Here is a 15,816-nt window from a genome sequence, read left to right on the forward strand (position 1 = left end):
CTGACCGGAAGGAAGGCCGGTCGGGTTGGACGGGGTGTCTTACTTGTTGGCGCCGAGCTCGATCGGAACGCCGACCAGGGAGCCGTACTCGGTCCAGGAGCCGTCGTAGTTCTTGACGTTCTCGACACCGAGCAGCTCGTGCAGCACGAACCAGGTCAGGGCCGAGCGCTCACCGATACGGCAGTACGCGATGGTGTCCTTGGCGAGGTCGACCTGCTCCTCGGCGTAGAGCTCCTTGAGCTCCTCGTCCGACTTGAAGGTGCCGTCGTCGTTGGCGTTCTTCGACCACGGGATGTTGCGCGCGGACGGGACGTGACCCGGACGCTGCGACTGCTCCTGCGGCAGGTGGGCCGGGGCGAGCAGCTTGCCGGAGAACTCGTCGGGGGACCGCACGTCCACCAGGTTCTGCGAGCCGATCGCGGCGACGACGTCGTCACGGAAGGCGCGGATGGACTTGTTCTGCGGCTTGGCCTTGTAGTCGGTCGTCGGGCGCTCGGGCACCTCTTCGACCAGCTCGCGGGCGTCCAGCTCCCACTTCTTGCGGCCGCCGTCGAGAAGCTTGACGTTCTCGTGGCCGTACAGCTTGAAGTACCAGTAGGCGTAGGACGCGAACCAGTTGTTGTTGCCGCCGTAGAGGATCACCAGGGTGTCGTTGGCGATGCCCTTGGCCGACAGGAGCTTCTCGAAGCCCTCCTGGTCGACGAAGTCGCGGCGGACCGGGTCCTGCAGGTCCTTGGTCCAGTCGATGCGGATCGCGTTGCGGATGTGGTTCTTCTCGTAGGCGGACGTGTCTTCGTCCACCTCCACGATCGCGATGTCGGGGTTGTCGAGGTTGGCCTCGACCCAGTCGGCATCGACAAGGACGTCGCTGCGGCTCATGCTCTTTCTCCTCCGGGGCAGTTGCGGCGGGGCGTGCGGAAGGGTGCGCGGGGCGCACGGATGCCTGGGAGTGCCAGGGCAGGGGGATGCGGAGGTCGGCGCCGTCCGCTCAGAAGGGGCGACAGAGCATGGCGGCGACGCGGCACAGGTCTACTGCCCGCCGCTTCGTGAGATCCGCCTGTCGCTTCATGGCCTCGATCGTAGGGACGGACATACCGGCATGTCACCGGTGTGTCGCATGCTGAGATGCGATCGTCCGGGATGTGGGACCGGAAAGCCGCCCGACCCGTGGTCCCACGGTTCCGGACGGCTGTAGCCCTCATCACATCTACGGTACGGACGTCACCGTCTCGCCTGTCGGACGCGCGGCGTCCGGCCTGTCGCTGGTCCGGCCTGCCGTTCGTCCGGGCTGTCGTTCGTCCTGCCCGGCTCGTCCTACCCGGCGAGCTTGACGTCCGAACCCTTCACCGCGATCTCCACACCGTTCGCACCCGCTTCCACCCTGTCGAGCTTGATACCGCCCGGCAGGCCCTCGATCTTCTGGTCGAAGTCGGCGACCGAACGGACGTCGGAGTCGGCGAGGGTGATGTTCCCGAAGCTCGGGATCGAGTCGGCGTGCACCCGCACGGTGTCGCCGTCGACGACGCTGACGGTGCTGAGCACGGAGATGGGCTTCTCCAGGGCGCTGAACTTGATGTCGACCTTGATCTTGCCGTTCCCGCCGTCGGAGAGGCCGACGACCTTGGCGGTGACACCCAGCGGAAGCTGGGCCTCCTGGGACCCCGCGGCCTTCAGCAGCTGGTCGTAGGCGATGGTCGCGGTCCCGGCGGCCGTGGTGGCGGTGGCGGAGCTGTAGTCGCCGGAGAACGCGACGCCCTTCATGGCGGCGTTCAGGTCGTCGATACGGATCGTGCCCCCGCTGGTCCCGGTGTCCGCGGCGTAGTCCTTCATCCCGACCTCGACGTCGTCGAGTTCACCGCCGGCCACCTGGGTCAGGAACGGGAACCCCTTGATGTCCACGCTCGGCGTCGTGGTCAGCCCCTCCTGCGTCTTCAGCCGGTCCGCGACCTCACCCTCCGCGAAGTGGACCGCCAGACGGTCGGCGGCGACGAACAGCCCGCCGAGAATCACGGCGATGATCAGAAGTGTTCGCAGGGCGCGCATACGGTCGGTTCCCCCAGAGCGGCGGTGGTGGTGTCGACGGACGGGTGGCCGTCGAGCGTGAGAGTAGTCCCGTCGGGTAAGGGGACCGCGCGATTGTCGATCACCTGTGACAGGACGAGGACGAGGACGCTGTCGGTGAGCTCGTGCCCGGCCCAACGGGCCCTATTCCAGAGCCAGCACGAACGGGCCCTCGACCGGACGGCCGTACCGACAGCTCCGCCCCGGGAGACGCGGCCACCGGCGCCTGCCGCCCTGCCGCCCGGCCCCCGCCTGCCGCCCGCCGCCTGCCGATCCTGGGCCCCGCCGTCCGGCGTTGGCCGTCCGGCGTCTGCTGCCCGGCGTCGGCCGCCTGCTCCCGCGCCTGCTGCCCGGCGTCCGGCGTCCGGCGTCTGCCGCCTGCTGCCCCGCGTCTGCCGCCCGGCGCCCGCCGCCCGCCGATCCTGGGCCTGCCGCCCGGCGTTGGCCGTCCGGCGTCTGTTGCCTGCTGCCTGCCGCGCGGCGATTTTGGGCCCTGCTGGTCCGCTGCCCCGCTGCCCGGCGTCTGCCGCCCGCCGCCCGCCGTCCCGCATCTGCTGGCCGCCGCCCGCCGCCTGCCGCCCCCGGACTCAGTAGACGAGCGCCTGCGTCCCGTCGGTCAGTGCCTCCTGTACGAAGACCTGGGCCCCCGCGATCCGTACGCCCTCGATGACGTCCTTCTCCGTGATGTCCCGGCGGGCCGCACACTGGGTGCACAGGGTGAGCCGGCCGCCCACGAGGATCGAGTCGAGCAGGTCGGGCAGCGGGGCCGCGTGCGGGAGCTCGAACTCGGCGGCCCGCCCCGGCAGCGCGAACCACGCCGACTCCCCGGTCAGCCACAGCGAGACATCCACCCCGCTGGCCACGGCCACCGCCGCCACGGTGAACGCCTGCGAACAGCGCTCGGGGGCGTCGGCCCCGGCGGTCACCTTGATCACGAGCTTCTTCGCCATGGCCGAATCGTAACCAGCGCGGCTACAACTCCGGCCGTCGATCACGAGTCACCTGTGCGCGTGTATATGGCATGCGCGCTTCAGGTTGGGTGTGAGGGATGTCTTGCAAGTGCCCGAAGTAGCAGAAGAAACAGGGGAACCCGCCCTGGCGGCGGACTCGCCGGTGGGGGACCGGCCGCCGCGCCGCCGTGGACGGACCACGGCACTGATCGCCGGTGCCGCCGTGCTCGGTGTCGTCGCCGGCAGCTGTACCGGTTACCTGATCCAGGCCGACCGCGAGCCGACGAAGCTGTCCTCGCTCTCCCAGCCGACGCTCGTCCAGGCCAAGGGCCCGGCACCCGAGCCGCTCTCCGCCGCCCAGGACCGCCGGGTGAAGACCGACGGCGACCTGCGCAAGCTGCTGCTGAAGAAGCCGGCCGGGGCCAAGGGCGCGGACTGGGCGAGCAGTGACAGTTGGATGACGCTGGCCGACCTGGCGGAGCTGGGCGACAAGCCGGACGAGACGTTCAGCGACCTCGTCTCCGACGAGTTCCGCCGCGCGGCCGACACGGGCTGGGAGATCGGCGGCACGTACAGCGTGGAGGTCCGCCTGGTCCAGTTCCGGCAGGAGGAGGCGCTGAACGCCTCCGACTCGGCCCACGGCGAGGACTACTACCAGGACTCCCAGGACGGAACGAAGAGCTGGGCGGTTCCGGGCAGCGACAACGGCATGGTGTACGTCCACACGAAGCCGGAGACCAAGCCGGGCTATCTGCCGCAGTACGACGCCAAGGCGGTCGCCTGGCGGGGGGACATTCTCATGCTGATCTTCGTCACGGACACCAAGCCCGTGCCGAAGGCGAAGATCATGGATCTGGCGCAAAGGCAGGTGAGGAAGCTGTGAGCGGGACCGAGCTCATCGCCTCCGGTGAATCGGGGGAGAAGCCGGTGCGCCGTGGCCGTATCGCCGCGGTGATCGGGTCCGTGGTGCTGGCCGTGGCGGTCCTCGCGGGGGTCGGCTACACCGTGATCACCGTCAACGGCGCCGACCGTGACGCGGGCGCGCCCGTGTGGACGTTCCCGAAGGGCGGGGCCGACAAGGAGAAGGCGGCCGCAGCGAAGGGGCTGGCGTCGATGCTCGTGCCGTACGGCGCCGACGGGTGGAGCCGGGGGCCGGACATCGGGGAGTACGGGTACGACGCCCAGCTCAGCGGTGCCGAGGCCACGGCCCTGCGCAAGGAGTCGCTGACCGGGCTGCCCCGTAGTCAGCGCAAGGCGTTGGAGAAGCAGATCGACAAGCAGCGGCTCAGGGGCATCGCGATGCGCAGCTACCTGAGCACCGACGAGCTCTCCTCCGTCTACACGGACAAGGCATCCACGGTGACCATCGAGCTCGCGCAGCTGGACAACAAGGTGGCGGCGCGGGGGATCACCGAGTACCAGAACGAGTTCCTCGACGCGCTCGGCGATGTCCTTCGTGACGGACCGCGGATCGAGGGCCACAAGGACGCCCGCTGCTTCCTGCTGCCGACGGACAAGGACGAGAAGCTGGACTCGATGTTCTGCGCGGCCCAGCAGGGCAACGTCCTGGTCGGTCTCACCGCGGACAGTCCCAAGCCGATGCAGCAGACAGGGATCGCGATGCTCCTGCGCGAACAGCTCGACCGCATCGCGGAACCGGGGGAGTCGGTATGACCGAGCAGACGGAAGAGAAGCCCACCGGCGCTGGTCCCGAGAAGGCCGGGGTGGCGGAGTCGGTCGGTGAGGCCGAAAGCTCGGCGCCGGAGACGACCGTTCCCGACGAGACGGACCAGTCCGCCCCGGCAAAGCCGGTCGGCGGCGCTGAGCAGGATCACCAACCGCCCGTGTCCGAGACAGCGCTCCGGTCCGAGCCCACGCCGGCCCCGGCGGCCGCCGCGCCCGCGTCGGAATCGGTGCCCGCCCCCGAGCCGAAGCCCGCGCACGTGCCCGAGGCCGCGGCGGTGCTCGGGTCCGAGCCTGCGCCGGTCCCGGCAGCCGCACAGGCCGCGGGGTCGTTGCTGGCGGCCGCCTCGGCGTCGGCGCCCGCGTCCGCGCCGCAAGCCGTGCCCGCCCCCGAGCCGAAGCCCGTGCCTGTGCCCGAGTCCGCGGCGGTGCTTCGGTCCGAGCCTGCGCCGGTCCCGGCAGCCGCACAGGCCGCGGGGTCGTTGCTCCCGCCCGCGCCGGAGCCCGCACACGCGCCCGAGGCCCCCCACGTGCCCGGGACCGCGGCCACCCCGGATCCCACCCACACCCCAGCCCCCACCCCGGATCCCACCCACACCCCAGCCCCCACCCCGGATCCCACCCTCACCCCGGACCTCACCCTCACCCCAGCCCCCGCCCCCAAGACCCGCCGAGGCCTCCGAGCAACCCTCCGCTGGACCGCCGCCCTCCTCACCTTCGCCGCGTTCGGGGCCGGGAGTGCGTACGGGATCGCAGGGATGGAGCGGACGGACGTGCCGGGGTTGGGGACCGTGTCGGACGGGCGGTGGGTCTATCCGGTGTTGACGAAGGCGCCGTTGCCGTCCGGGAGCCCGGGGCCGCTCGCCAAGGAGAACAAGGCCGGCAGCCACTACGCCGATCTGCGGGCGCTCGTGCTGCCCGCACCCGAGGGAGCGACCGTCGACAAGGCGCTCGGCGGTACCGACGGCTGGCTGCCGACCAAGGACCTGCTCTCGGAGTACTCAGAGAAGGAGGACCGCGACGAGCTCGGGACGAAGCTCTCCGAGGACGGCCTGCGGCACATCGCGGCCCGCGGCTGGACCACCCCCGACGGCACGCACACCCGGATCTACCTGCTCCAGTTCGACACCGCGGCCGTCGTGGACGACCTGTTCGGCGAGGACATCGCCCCGTACGGCAGCCCTGGCTACGAACTGCGCGACGCCCCGGACTCCCGCTCCGACGAGGCCTTCCCGGACGCGGCCCGAATCCCCGACATCACCGCGTCCGTCTACGTCGAGTCGAAGCCGTACGGCAAGGAACAGGCCCGCCACGCCTACCTCGGCGTCGGCGACGTGATCGCCCTGGTCGTCCAGTCCCGCAAGGGCACCGCGAACCCCGTCCCCTTCCAGCAGACCGTGACTCTCCAGAGCCAGCTCCTGGGCTGAGGAGACCCGCACGGCCCCCCGGGCCCCGGCCGCGTAAGCTGGGGCCCGGCCCTGTGTACATGCACCGCACTCCGCTCATCCGAGGAGCACCCCGTGGAGATCTTCTTCGAAGCCCTGCTGGTCCTGGTCTGCGTCGGCGTTCTCGCCTTCGCCGGACTGACCGTGAAGAAGCTGTACCAGGGCCAGCGCTGATCCCCCTCTAGGAACCGCCACTCATGATCGAGATCCCGTCCGACCTCCACAAGGACCTCGTCCCGCTCGCCTTCCTGCTCGGCAACTGGGCGGGCGCGGGCGTGCACGACTTCCCCGGCTCGGAGAAGTGCAACTTCGGCCAGGAGGTGACCTTCGGCCACGACGGCCGGGACTTCCTGGAGTACGAGTCCCACACCTGGGTGCTGGACAACGACGGCAACAAGGTCCGCCCGCTGGAGAGCGAGCACGGCTTCTGGCGCATCGACGCCGACCGCAAGGTCGAGGTGACGATGGTCCGCGACGACGGCGTCGTAGAGATCTGGTACGGCGAGATGGCCGACCAGAAGCCGCAGATCGACCTGGTGACCGATGCCGTCGCGCGTACGGCCGCCTCGGGGCCGTACAGCGGTGGCAAGCGGCTCTACGGCTACGTCAAGAGCGACCTCATGTGGGTCGGCGAGAAGCAGACCCCCGAGGTCGAGCTGCGCCCCTACATGTCGGCCCACCTGAAGAAGGTCGTCACCCCGGAGGAGGTCGAGCGCTGGGCCAAGGCCCTGCCCGACGACATGCCGGACGACGGGATCGCCTTCTTCAAGTAGGTCCCGCCCCACAAGTAGGTCCCGCACTTCCGGCAGGTCCCGCACCGAGAGGTCCTAGACTTCCCGGTGTGGTGAGCACCGACTGGAAGAGCGACCTCAGGCAGCGCGGCTACCGGCTGACGCCGCAGCGCCAGCTTGTCCTCGAAGCCGTGGACACCCTGGAGCACGCGACCCCCGACGCCATCCTCACGGAAGTGAAGAAGACGGCCTCGGGGGTCAACATTTCCACGGTCTACCGGACCCTGGAGCTCCTGGAGGAGCTCGGCCTGGTCAGCCACGCCCATCTCGGGCACGGGGCGCCGACGTACCACCTCGCCGACCGCCATCACCACATCCACCTGGTCTGCCGCGACTGCGAGAACGTCATCGAGGCGGACATCAAGGTGGCCGCCGACTTCACCGCGAAGCTCCGGCAGGAGTTCGGCTTCGAGACCGACATGAAGCACTTCGCGATCTTCGGCCGCTGCAAGGACTGCTCTCTCAAGGCTTCAACTACCGAGTCGTAGGCTTATGCGTATGAAGAGCCCCCTGCTGTTCCTGCCCGGCGCCGTCCCCGCCGAGGGCGTGGACGAAGGCGTCGCCGCGCACTACGGCGACCTGTTCCGCGAACAGCGCGCCCTCGCCGGCGGCACCGGATTCGTCGACCTCTCGCACCGCGGGGTCGTGTCCGTCACCGGCGACGACCGCCTGAGCTGGCTGCACCTGCTGCTCACCCAGCACGTCAGCGACCTCCCCACAGGCCAGGCCACCGAGGCGCTGATCCTCTCCGCGCACGGCCACATCGAACACGCGCTGTATCTCGTCGACGACGGCACGACGGTGTGGGCGCACGTCGAACCCGGCACCCAGGACGCGCTGATCGCCTACCTGGAGTCGATGAAGTTCTTCTACCGCGTCGACGTCGCCGACCGCACCGGCGAGTTCGCGGTCGTCCACCTTCCCGCCGGTTCCATCGCCGAGGTGCCGGAGGGGGTCGTCGTACGCGAGACGCCGTACGGCCGTGATCTGTTCCTGCCCCGCGCGGACCTGGAGTCGTACGCGGAGAAGTCCGGCCCCGCGGTCGGCCTGCTCGCCTACGAGGCGCTGCGCGTCGAGCACCACCGCCCCCGCCTCGGCTTCGAGACCGACCACCGCACCATCCCGCACGAGCTGGGCTGGATCGGTACCGCGGTGCACCTCCAGAAGGGCTGCTACCGCGGCCAGGAGACCGTGGCCCGCGTCCAGAACCTCGGCAAGCCGCCGCGGCGGCTGGTCTTCCTGCATCTGGACGGCAGCGAGGTGCACCTGCCGCCCGCGGGCGCCGACATCCGGCTCGCGGACGAGGGGCCCGACGGCCGCAAGATCGGTTTCGTGACGACGTCCGTACGGCACCACGAGCTCGGCCCGGTCGCGCTCGCGCTGGTCAAGCGGAACATCCCCCTGGACGCCCGGCTGATGGCCGACAGCACGGCGGCCGCCCAGGAGGCAGTCGTCGAGCCGTAGGCTCACATCTCCAGCAGGACCGTGAACGGGCCGTCGTTCGTCAGGGACACCCGCATCCGCGCGCCGAAGCGGCCGGTGGCGACCGTCGCACCCAGGGCGCGGAGCTGGGCGACGACCTCCTCGACGAGGGGCTCGGCGACGTCGCCGGGAGCGGCGGCGTTCCAGGTGGGGCGGCGGCCCTTGCGGGCGTCGCCGTACAGGGTGAACTGGCTGATCACCAGGAGCGGGGCGTCGATGTCGCTGCACGACTTCTCGTCGTGCAGCATCCGCACCGACCAGAGTTTGCGGGCCAGTTGGGCCGCCTTCTCCTTGGTGTCCTCGTGGGTGACCCCGACCAGGACGCAGAGTCCCTCGCCGCTGATCTCCCCGACCGTCTCCCCGTCGACGACGACGCTCGCGCCGTCCACTCTCTGCACCACTGCACGCATGGGCCCATCATGCCGGTCGCGCGGGAAGGACCTGTGTTCGGGTTTGTTTTTGATCCTTAACCCCCCATCTGGGGCCGTTCAGGGCCGTTCGGGGGCACTCGGTCACATAGTGGCCACCTGGGGTGGCACGATGCTTCCACACGCCGGTCGAGGGGACGGTAGAGGCGCATGAGCACACCGAGTACCGGGCAGCACTCCGGGCCCGTCCGCGCTGCTTGCGGAGCGGAGCCGGAGCCACCCCGGCCGCCCGCGCAGCGTACGGACAGCCCCCTGCTGCCCCCCGATCCACCCGAGCAGGACCTCGCCACGCTGAGCCTGCCCGAACTGCGCACCCTGCGCAGGGACGCCCAGCGGGACGAGGCCGATCTCAGCTATGTCCGACGGCTGTTGCAGGGCCGTATCGACATCCTCCGCGCGGAACTGCTCCGCCGGTCCCCGACCGGCTCGGTGCCCGAACGGCTCCCGGAGGCCTCGGTGTTCGAGCGGCTCCCGGAGATCCTCACCGACGCGCCCGCCCGCCACCGCTCCTCGGCCCGCCACGTCAGGCTGGGCACCCCGCACAGCGAGGAGTACCGACTGCTGGCCGCCGAGATGCTCGCCGAGGTCGAGCTCTCGGACCTCTCCGCGCGGACCGACCTGGAACTGAGCACCGCGATGGGCCGGCTCGTGCGGTACGAGCAGCGGGTGTCGGGGCGCCGGCAGCGGTTGCAGCGGACGGCGGACGAGTGCAGCGGGGAGATCGCGCGGCGGTACCGGGAGGGAGAGGCGCAGGTGGAGGATCTGCTGACCTAGGAAACCGGGCGGCTGACCTGGGGATCCGGGCGGCCGTTCAGGGGGCGGAAATCCGCGCGACACTCCCACCCTGCCCCCTGCCGTGGCCCCGTGGGCGCCCCCGCCGACATCGACGTCCGCCCGATCACCGCGGCCGAGCATCCCGAGTGGCTGGGTCCCGTGCGGGCCGGGTTCCTGCGGGAGCCCGTCGTGTCGGCGGCGGAACGGGAGGCTCGTAGGCGGCAGTTCGAGCCCGGTGGGTTCATCGGCGCCTTCGAGGGGGACCGCTGCGTGGCGACTTTCCGGTCGTTCGCGCAGGAGGTCACCGCGGGCGGCGGGGAGTTCGTGCCCGCCGACGCGATCTCCGCCGTCACCGTGACCGCCACCCACCGCTGGAGGTCGTGGACGGCGAAGGGATGACGGGCGGCCGCTACCGGCTGGACGCCTCGCCGGACGGTGCTTCCTGTACGGCGACGACCCGCAGCGCCGATCTCAGGCTGGATGTGAGGGAGTTGGCGACGCTGTGACTCGGGGACGAGTCGGCGGTGCGGCTCGCGGCGCTGGGGCGGGTGCGGGAAGAAAGAGCGGGCGCCGGCCGGGGGGCCGACGCCCTGCTGCGTACGTCCAGGCGGCCTTGGTGCCCGGACATGTTCTGAGGCTCCCTTCTGGCGGGTCGAGCGGGCTGTGCTCTGGCTGTGCTTTCGCATCCGTAGCGAGCTGTTCAGTTGTGACTGTGCGGGTGTGTGCGGCTGACGCCGCTGTTCGGTTGTCGGTGTTCAGTTGTGGCTGTGCAGACCGACCGGGCTCCCGGCTCCCCTCCAGGGGGGAGCCCGGTCAGCCGGATCCTGGGCCCGGTGGGGCGGGCGTCATCCGGACTGGGCGAGCAGCATCACGAGGATGACCGCTCCGATGCCACCGATCGCGACGTTCTTGGACTTCACGCCGATGGTCAGGGCGAGGAACGCGATGATGCCCATCGCACCCCACTTCCACTGGACGAGCGCCTCGAAGCCGACGGCGAGGGCGGCGATGGCCACAGCTAGGAACGGCATGACGGTCCCCCCTTCGGGACGATGGCCCCTGTCGGCACCGACTTGGCCAACCCTGTGAAGCTTTGACCATGTTTCTCAAGATTGCTCAAGTTGGCGACCAACTTCACTGTACTTATCTCCGCTTGGATGCGGCTCATAACCACCTTCCAGTGAACTGCCAAAAGATGGCGGGAAGTTGTAGTGTTTGGCCGTGGACCCGAAACACGCTCCCGTCAATGGACGGAAGAGGTCGCAGCGGCCACAGAAGTCCCATCGTGAGGTGGCCGACGAGCTCCGCGCCCGGATCCGGTCCGGCACGCTGCGGGCAGGTCAGCGCATGCCCACACAGGCGCGGCTGGCCGACGAGTTCGGCGTCGAGCGAGGGGTCGTACGGCAGGCGCTGTACCTGCTGCAGACGGAGAACCTGCTCACCAACGTCTCCAAGGGAAGCCCGGCCACCGTCGCCCCTGACCTGGGCCTGAGCGGGCCGCCCAGCGGTCCCGGAGCGGCGCCGCAGCCCACGATGGTCTCCCTCGGCCCTCGGGTCGCCGCCGCCCTCGCGGCCCCGCACGTCGAGATAGACGCCCTGTGCCTGACGTCGGTGTCCCTCAACCTCGCCCTCGGCGAGGGCTTGCGTCAGATCCACGCCGGACGGCTGAATCCGGCCAAGATCGACGTCCGCGTCCTGCTGCCGGGCCGGGACATCGACCTCGCCTTCCCGGTGCCGGTCGAGGGCCGCGGTGACGACGACCCGGTGCACGAACGCTGGCTGGCCCAGCGCAACGCACAGGGCCAGGTCCTCCAGCACAACCTCCTGGCCCTGCGTTCCACGCACGGCATCGACGTCCGTGTCACCTTCCGGGCCCTGCCCTTCACACCGCCGGTGAAGCTGTACCTGCTGAACGGCTCGGAGGCGCTCTTCGCGTACTACACGCTGACCCGCCGTGAGGAGGAGATCGACGACGAGCACCTGGAGCTGTACGACTCCGAGGGCACCCAGTCGATGCTGTTCGCCTTCGAGCAGGGCGCCGACCTGCGGGACACCACGTTCGTGGAGCAGTCCCACCTGTGGTTCAACGCACTGTGGGAGACGATCAGTTCGGAGCTGACGCTCATGAGCTGAGGTCTCCCACAGGGGCGGATCGGGGTGCGCTCGGGTCATAGGGCAGGTCCCGCGACGAGCAGGGCGAGCACCACGGCCCCGACCGAGCTGATGGCGGGGTTCTTGGCCTTGAGACCGATGGTGAGCAGGAGCATCCCGATGATGCCGCTGGCACCGTACTTCCACTGCAGGGTCTGCTCGACGCCGACGACGAAGACGGCGGAGAGGAGGGCGAGGGCCGGCATGGTGGTTCCCCCTTCGGGCATCGGGCTGGGCGAGGCGGGCGGTGGTGCGGGGTGGTGCGGGGTGGCGCGGAGGCAAAACTTCCACCAACTCAATCAAGTTGGCAACCAACTCTACCTATGTTGTCCCCACTTGGTTGGGGTTGATAAACAACTTCGGAACAACTCCCCATAGATGGATTGGAGTTGTACCGTTTGGTCGTGACCCAGGAGAACGTGGCAGTGAACGGCAGCAGAAGGCTCTCGCCCCAGGAAATAGCCGACACCCTGCGGGAACGCATTCGCACGGGCGACCTCAAGGCCGGCGACCGCCTCCCCACCCAGGCCGAACTCGCCGAGGAGTTCGGAGTGGAACGGGGCGCGGTCCGCCAGGCGCTGCGCGCGCTGCAGGAGGACGGGTTGCTCAGCAATGTGAGCAAGGGGAGCCCGCCGCGGATCGCGGAGCGGATCCCGGTGACGGACAAGCCCCAGCCGACCATGGTGGCTCTGGCGCCACGCCTCGCGGAGGCCTTCACCGCCCCGCACGTTCGGATAGACGCCGCCTGCCTCACCGCGGAGACCCTGATGGTGGCGTTGGGGGAGCCGCTGCGTCTCATCCACGAGGGCTCCATCAGCCCGGAGTCCATCGAAGTCCGCATCCTGCTGCCGTCCCGCGAGATCACCCTGGCCTTTCCGGTGCCGGTAGAGGAACCCGAGGACGGCAACCCGGTCCACGAGCGCTGGCTGACCCAGCGCAATGCGCAGGGACACGTCCTGCGGCACAATCTTCAGTCCCTGCGCTCCTCCCACGGAATCGACGTCAACGTCACTTTCAGGGCACTGCCGTTCACCCCACCCGTAAAGCTGTACCTGCTCAACGGCACCGAGGCGCTCATCGCGTACTACATGGTCACGCGACGTGAGGAACTCTCCGACAGCGGACCCCTCGACATGTACGACGTCCTCGGCTCCGCTTCCCTCCTCTTCTCCTTCGACAAGGACGCCGGTCAACGCGACGCCGCGTTCGTCGAGCAATCGCAGAAGTGGTTCAACGCCCTCTGGGAAACCATCACGACGGACCTGACACTCTCCTAGTGACTCCTGAGACGACGCACACTGAACCGGTGACAGCAGAGACAGCACGACTCGCATCACTGATCGCCTCCGCTCGGTATGTGCTCTGGGACATGGACGGCCCGATCTGCCGGTTGTTCGCGGGGTATCCGGCGCATCAAATAGCCGGGGAACTGGTTGCCAAGATCGACCAGTTGGGCATGGGTGGACTGTTGACCGAGGAGGAACGATCCGGCAACGACCCCCAGGACGCCCTGCGGGGTGTTCATGAACGACACCGGGGAAGCGACCTGGTTCTCGAGTTGGAGACATGGCTGACTCGGCGCGAACTGACGGCTGTCGCCACGGCGATGCCCACTCCGTATGTGGATCCGTTGATCAGGACGTGGTCGTCGTACGACGTCAGGTTCGCGATCACCACCAACAACGCTGCGGTCGCGGCATCGGCGTACGTCGAGAGCCGTCAGCTGACGGACTGCTTCCCCTACGTCTACGGACGCACGCCGAACCTCGACCTGATGAAGCCGAACCCGCACTGCCTGGAACAAGCCATCAAGGCCATGGGGGCTGTGCCTGCGGCCACTTTGATGATCGGTGACACTCCCACAGACTTCCAGGCGGCGCGGCAGGCCGGGGTGACGTTCCTGGGCTACGCGCGTAATGAGTACAAAGAACAGATCCTGAAGGAAGCAGGCGCCGAGGTCATGGTGGATTCGATGAAGGTGGTGCTGGACGCCCTGCGCAGCCTTCCCTGAACTGTCCCCCGGCTTGTCCACTTGGTTGTGGCTGATCAACTCCCAGCCCAATTGGACTGGTTGTGGTGTGGCCGCAGTTTGCGTGGCCGATGAGGGAGGTACGGTCGCCGTGTGAGCGAAGAACGCGGCAAGGGACCCACGATCCTGGCAACGCTGCGGTCCCGGATCTCCGACGGGGAGTACCGGCCGGGTTACAACCTGCCCCCGCAGCGTGCTCTCGCCGAAGAGTTCGAGGTCTCGCGCGACACGATCCAGCGAGTCCTGATGGAGCTGAAGACCGAGGGCTGGATCGAGTCCCGACGGGGCAGCGGCTCGAAAGTCCGGGTGACGCTGCCCATCCACGTGCCGACCCAGACGAAGGTGCCACCTGGCCGTATAGCGCTCGGTCCCTTTGTCGATCGTGCCTTTGCCCAACCGGTCGTGGAACTGGACGTCTTCACGTTCACGTCGGAGAGCCTCGACACTCACCTGCGGCTCCAGGCCGAGAAGATCCGCAACGGTCAGATCCCCGCACCGGTACGCATCACGCTCCGGATACTGCTGCCTTCCGACGCGACCGAGCTGCCGTATCCGCGCGCCAGGGCGGCGACGAAGTCCGCCCTCGATGTGACGGAACTGGACCGGATCCTGCAGGCCCGGACGCGGGAGATCATTCGGAGGCACACCTCTTCCCTGCGCAATGCACTGCGCAACCTCAAGACGGACGGACTGGTGCCCGATGTGGAGGTGCTGGTCCGTGAGGTTCCCCTCGTGCCGACGCACAAGCTGTATCTGCGGCGTGGCGTCGAGGGGCTGATCGGCCCGTACAAGATCGTGGAGCGCACGATCCTGATGGACGACGACACGGAGATCGACGCCTGGGATGTCCTGGGACTGGGCTCGACTCTCATACGTCTCGCCAATGACGAGGGCGATCCCAACGCCACCGGTTCCGTGTTCATGCAGACCTGGCAGGAGTGGTTCGACTCCTGCTGGCGCCGCTACGACCTGTCCTGATGTCACGGCGCCCCCCTTCAGTCCAGTGGACTGTTTGTTGCCGTAAATTGGTTGTCCCCTGCCGAACAGATCGCTAATCGCCGAGGACTGTGGCAGGCTCAGTTGCCTGGAACTTGTTGGGTGCTGGACGGATATCGGTAGGGGCGGCGTGTGAGCACCTGGAGTGGGTCCGATGAGGGCGGTCGGAAGTCCCAGGAGCTGAAGAGCGCCCTGCTCGCGGACATCACGGAGGGCGAGTACGACGAAGGGACTCTCCTGCCGTCGCAGCGCGAGCTCGCCGCGAAGTACCAGGTGTCCCGCGACACGGTCCAGCGTGTGCTGGGCGTCCTGGCCGACGAAGGATGGATCGAGTCGCGCCAGGGCAGGGGATCGGTGGTGCTGCGCACGCAGACCGTCCGATCGAGCGTGCGCGGCAACGCCGCTGCGAGGCGTGTGACTCTCGGGCCCCTGATCGCGTCCGCGTTCGCGGCCCCCGATGTCACGCTGGACGTGTTCACGCTCACGTCGGAGGTGCTCTATACCCATGTGCGGGTGCAGGAGGAGCGCATCCGGGCCCGGCAGATCAGGCCGGCGACGATCAGGATTCGCATCATGACGCCGTCCGACGACCAGCTGCTGCCGTTCCCCTACGCACTGGGCGACCCAGACGACGACAGGCCGCAGAAGCATCTTCAGGGCATCAGGAAGTACCACACGGACAACCTCGTCCGCCGCCTCAAGGAACTCGACCGGGACACTGATGGCCTGAGTGCCACGGTGGAGATCCGCAGGGCCCCTCTCGTGCCCTACTCGAAGCTCTACATTTTCAATGGAGCCGAGGTGGTCACAGGGCCGTACGTGCCGACCGAGCGGCCCATAACCCTCGACGACGGAACCACCCTGGACGTCGTCGACGTCATGGGCTTCGACTCCACGCTGACCCACTGCGCCAAGGACGACGACCCCGAGTCCCAGGACTCGCTGATCGTGAGCAGCTGGCAGAGGTGGTTCGACAGCACGTGGCGGCTGTTGGCGACGTAACGAAGTGGGCACGGGGGCGTTAAG

Annotated in this window: 18 protein-coding genes and 1 pseudogene; 13 read left to right on the top strand and 6 right to left on the bottom strand. The window is 68.8% G+C overall.

The features are described from left to right. Nucleotides 1-39: 39 nt before the first annotated feature. The 3 genes from D1369_RS22000 to D1369_RS22010 form a co-directional block, all read right to left on the bottom strand. Nucleotides 40-879 (bottom strand): sulfurtransferase, encoded by an 840-nt coding sequence (locus D1369_RS22000; protein WP_007382994.1) that lies wholly within the window; start codon nucleotides 877-879, stop codon nucleotides 40-42. A gap of 435 nt (nucleotides 880-1,314) precedes the next feature. Then, complete coding sequence (locus D1369_RS22005) at nucleotides 1,315-2,043, bottom strand: DUF2993 domain-containing protein (RefSeq protein WP_007382993.1); 729 nt, start codon at nucleotides 2,041-2,043, stop codon at nucleotides 1,315-1,317. A 605-nt stretch (nucleotides 2,044-2,648) separates the two neighbouring features. Further along, the gene (locus D1369_RS22010) at nucleotides 2,649-3,011 is read right to left on the bottom strand and encodes a DsrE family protein (RefSeq protein WP_118082582.1); all 363 of its coding nucleotides are present in this window, start codon (nucleotides 3,009-3,011) and stop codon (nucleotides 2,649-2,651) included. A gap of 109 nt (nucleotides 3,012-3,120) precedes the next feature. On the opposite strand from D1369_RS22010, the gene D1369_RS22015 reads away from it, so the two are divergent. The 6 genes from D1369_RS22015 to D1369_RS22045 all read left to right on the top strand — a co-directional run bounded on the left by D1369_RS22015 (nucleotide 3,121) and on the right by D1369_RS22045 (nucleotide 8,394). Further along, the gene (locus D1369_RS22015) at nucleotides 3,121-3,894 is read left to right on the top strand and encodes a hypothetical protein (RefSeq protein ID WP_240436087.1); all 774 of its coding nucleotides are present in this window, start codon (nucleotides 3,121-3,123) and stop codon (nucleotides 3,892-3,894) included. Then, complete coding sequence (locus tag D1369_RS22020; RefSeq protein ID WP_007382991.1) at nucleotides 3,891-4,685, top strand: hypothetical protein; 795 nt, start codon at nucleotides 3,891-3,893, stop codon at nucleotides 4,683-4,685. Before D1369_RS22015 ends, D1369_RS22020 begins: the two co-directional genes overlap by 4 nt. Before the next feature lie 491 nt (nucleotides 4,686-5,176). Then, entirely contained in the window at nucleotides 5,177-6,121 is a 945-nt protein-coding gene (locus tag D1369_RS22025; protein ID WP_086023263.1) for a hypothetical protein, read from the top strand. 215 nt (nucleotides 6,122-6,336) lie between these two features. Next, on the top strand, nucleotides 6,337-6,912 hold the full coding sequence (locus tag D1369_RS22035; protein WP_007382989.1) for an FABP family protein: 576 nt from the start codon (nucleotides 6,337-6,339) through the stop codon (nucleotides 6,910-6,912). A 68-nt stretch (nucleotides 6,913-6,980) separates the two neighbouring features. Beyond that, nucleotides 6,981-7,418, top strand: a complete 438-nt coding sequence (locus D1369_RS22040) for a transcriptional repressor (protein ID WP_007382988.1) — start codon at nucleotides 6,981-6,983, stop codon at nucleotides 7,416-7,418. Between the two features lie 10 nt (nucleotides 7,419-7,428). Continuing rightward, nucleotides 7,429-8,394 carry a folate-binding protein YgfZ gene (locus tag D1369_RS22045; protein WP_007382987.1) on the top strand — a complete coding sequence of 322 codons (966 nt, stop codon included), beginning with the start codon at nucleotides 7,429-7,431 and terminating at the stop codon, nucleotides 8,392-8,394. 2 nt (nucleotides 8,395-8,396) lie between these two features. Here D1369_RS22045 and dtd read toward each other — a convergent pair whose 3' ends face one another. After that, on the bottom strand, nucleotides 8,397-8,822 hold the full coding sequence (gene dtd / locus D1369_RS22050; RefSeq protein WP_007382986.1) for a D-aminoacyl-tRNA deacylase: 426 nt from the start codon (nucleotides 8,820-8,822) through the stop codon (nucleotides 8,397-8,399). Between the two features lie 168 nt (nucleotides 8,823-8,990). Between dtd and D1369_RS22055 the strand changes: the two genes are divergently transcribed. Then, entirely contained in the window at nucleotides 8,991-9,614 is a 624-nt protein-coding gene (locus D1369_RS22055; RefSeq protein WP_007382985.1) for a hypothetical protein, read from the top strand. 90 nt (nucleotides 9,615-9,704) lie between these two features. Next, nucleotides 9,705-10,249: pseudogene (locus D1369_RS22060) on the top strand (GNAT family N-acetyltransferase). A 210-nt stretch (nucleotides 10,250-10,459) separates the two neighbouring features. Here the strand turns inward: D1369_RS22060 and D1369_RS22065 are convergent. Next, on the bottom strand, nucleotides 10,460-10,645 hold the full coding sequence (locus D1369_RS22065; protein ID WP_007382983.1) for a hypothetical protein: 186 nt from the start codon (nucleotides 10,643-10,645) through the stop codon (nucleotides 10,460-10,462). Between the two features lie 184 nt (nucleotides 10,646-10,829). Between D1369_RS22065 and D1369_RS22070 the strand changes: the two genes are divergently transcribed. After that, nucleotides 10,830-11,747, top strand: a complete 918-nt coding sequence (locus D1369_RS22070) for a GntR family transcriptional regulator (RefSeq protein ID WP_082319418.1) — start codon at nucleotides 10,830-10,832, stop codon at nucleotides 11,745-11,747. 35 nt (nucleotides 11,748-11,782) lie between these two features. On the opposite strand, the gene D1369_RS22075 is transcribed toward D1369_RS22070, so the two are convergent. After that, the gene (locus D1369_RS22075) at nucleotides 11,783-11,971 is read right to left on the bottom strand and encodes a hypothetical protein (RefSeq protein WP_031056585.1); all 189 of its coding nucleotides are present in this window, start codon (nucleotides 11,969-11,971) and stop codon (nucleotides 11,783-11,785) included. A gap of 192 nt (nucleotides 11,972-12,163) precedes the next feature. Here D1369_RS22075 and D1369_RS22080 point away from each other — a divergent pair, with 192 nt between their 5' ends. The 4 genes from D1369_RS22080 to D1369_RS22095 all read left to right on the top strand — a co-directional run bounded on the left by D1369_RS22080 (nucleotide 12,164) and on the right by D1369_RS22095 (nucleotide 15,792). After that, nucleotides 12,164-13,042 carry a winged helix-turn-helix domain-containing protein gene (locus D1369_RS22080; RefSeq protein WP_007382980.1) on the top strand — a complete coding sequence of 293 codons (879 nt, stop codon included), beginning with the start codon at nucleotides 12,164-12,166 and terminating at the stop codon, nucleotides 13,040-13,042. 29 nt (nucleotides 13,043-13,071) lie between these two features. Next, nucleotides 13,072-13,776, top strand: a complete 705-nt coding sequence (locus D1369_RS22085; RefSeq protein ID WP_240436088.1) for an HAD-IA family hydrolase — start codon at nucleotides 13,072-13,074, stop codon at nucleotides 13,774-13,776. A gap of 111 nt (nucleotides 13,777-13,887) precedes the next feature. Next, nucleotides 13,888-14,772, top strand: coding sequence for a GntR family transcriptional regulator (locus D1369_RS22090; RefSeq protein WP_007382978.1), 885 nt, complete (start codon nucleotides 13,888-13,890; stop codon nucleotides 14,770-14,772). A 150-nt stretch (nucleotides 14,773-14,922) separates the two neighbouring features. Further along, nucleotides 14,923-15,792, top strand: coding sequence for a GntR family transcriptional regulator (locus D1369_RS22095; protein ID WP_007382977.1), 870 nt, complete (start codon nucleotides 14,923-14,925; stop codon nucleotides 15,790-15,792). Nucleotides 15,793-15,816 lie beyond the last annotated feature (24 nt).

It is taken from the genome of Streptomyces sp. CC0208 (assembly GCF_003443735.1).
Taxonomy (GTDB): Bacteria; Actinomycetota; Actinomycetes; order Streptomycetales; family Streptomycetaceae; genus Streptomyces; species Streptomyces sviceus.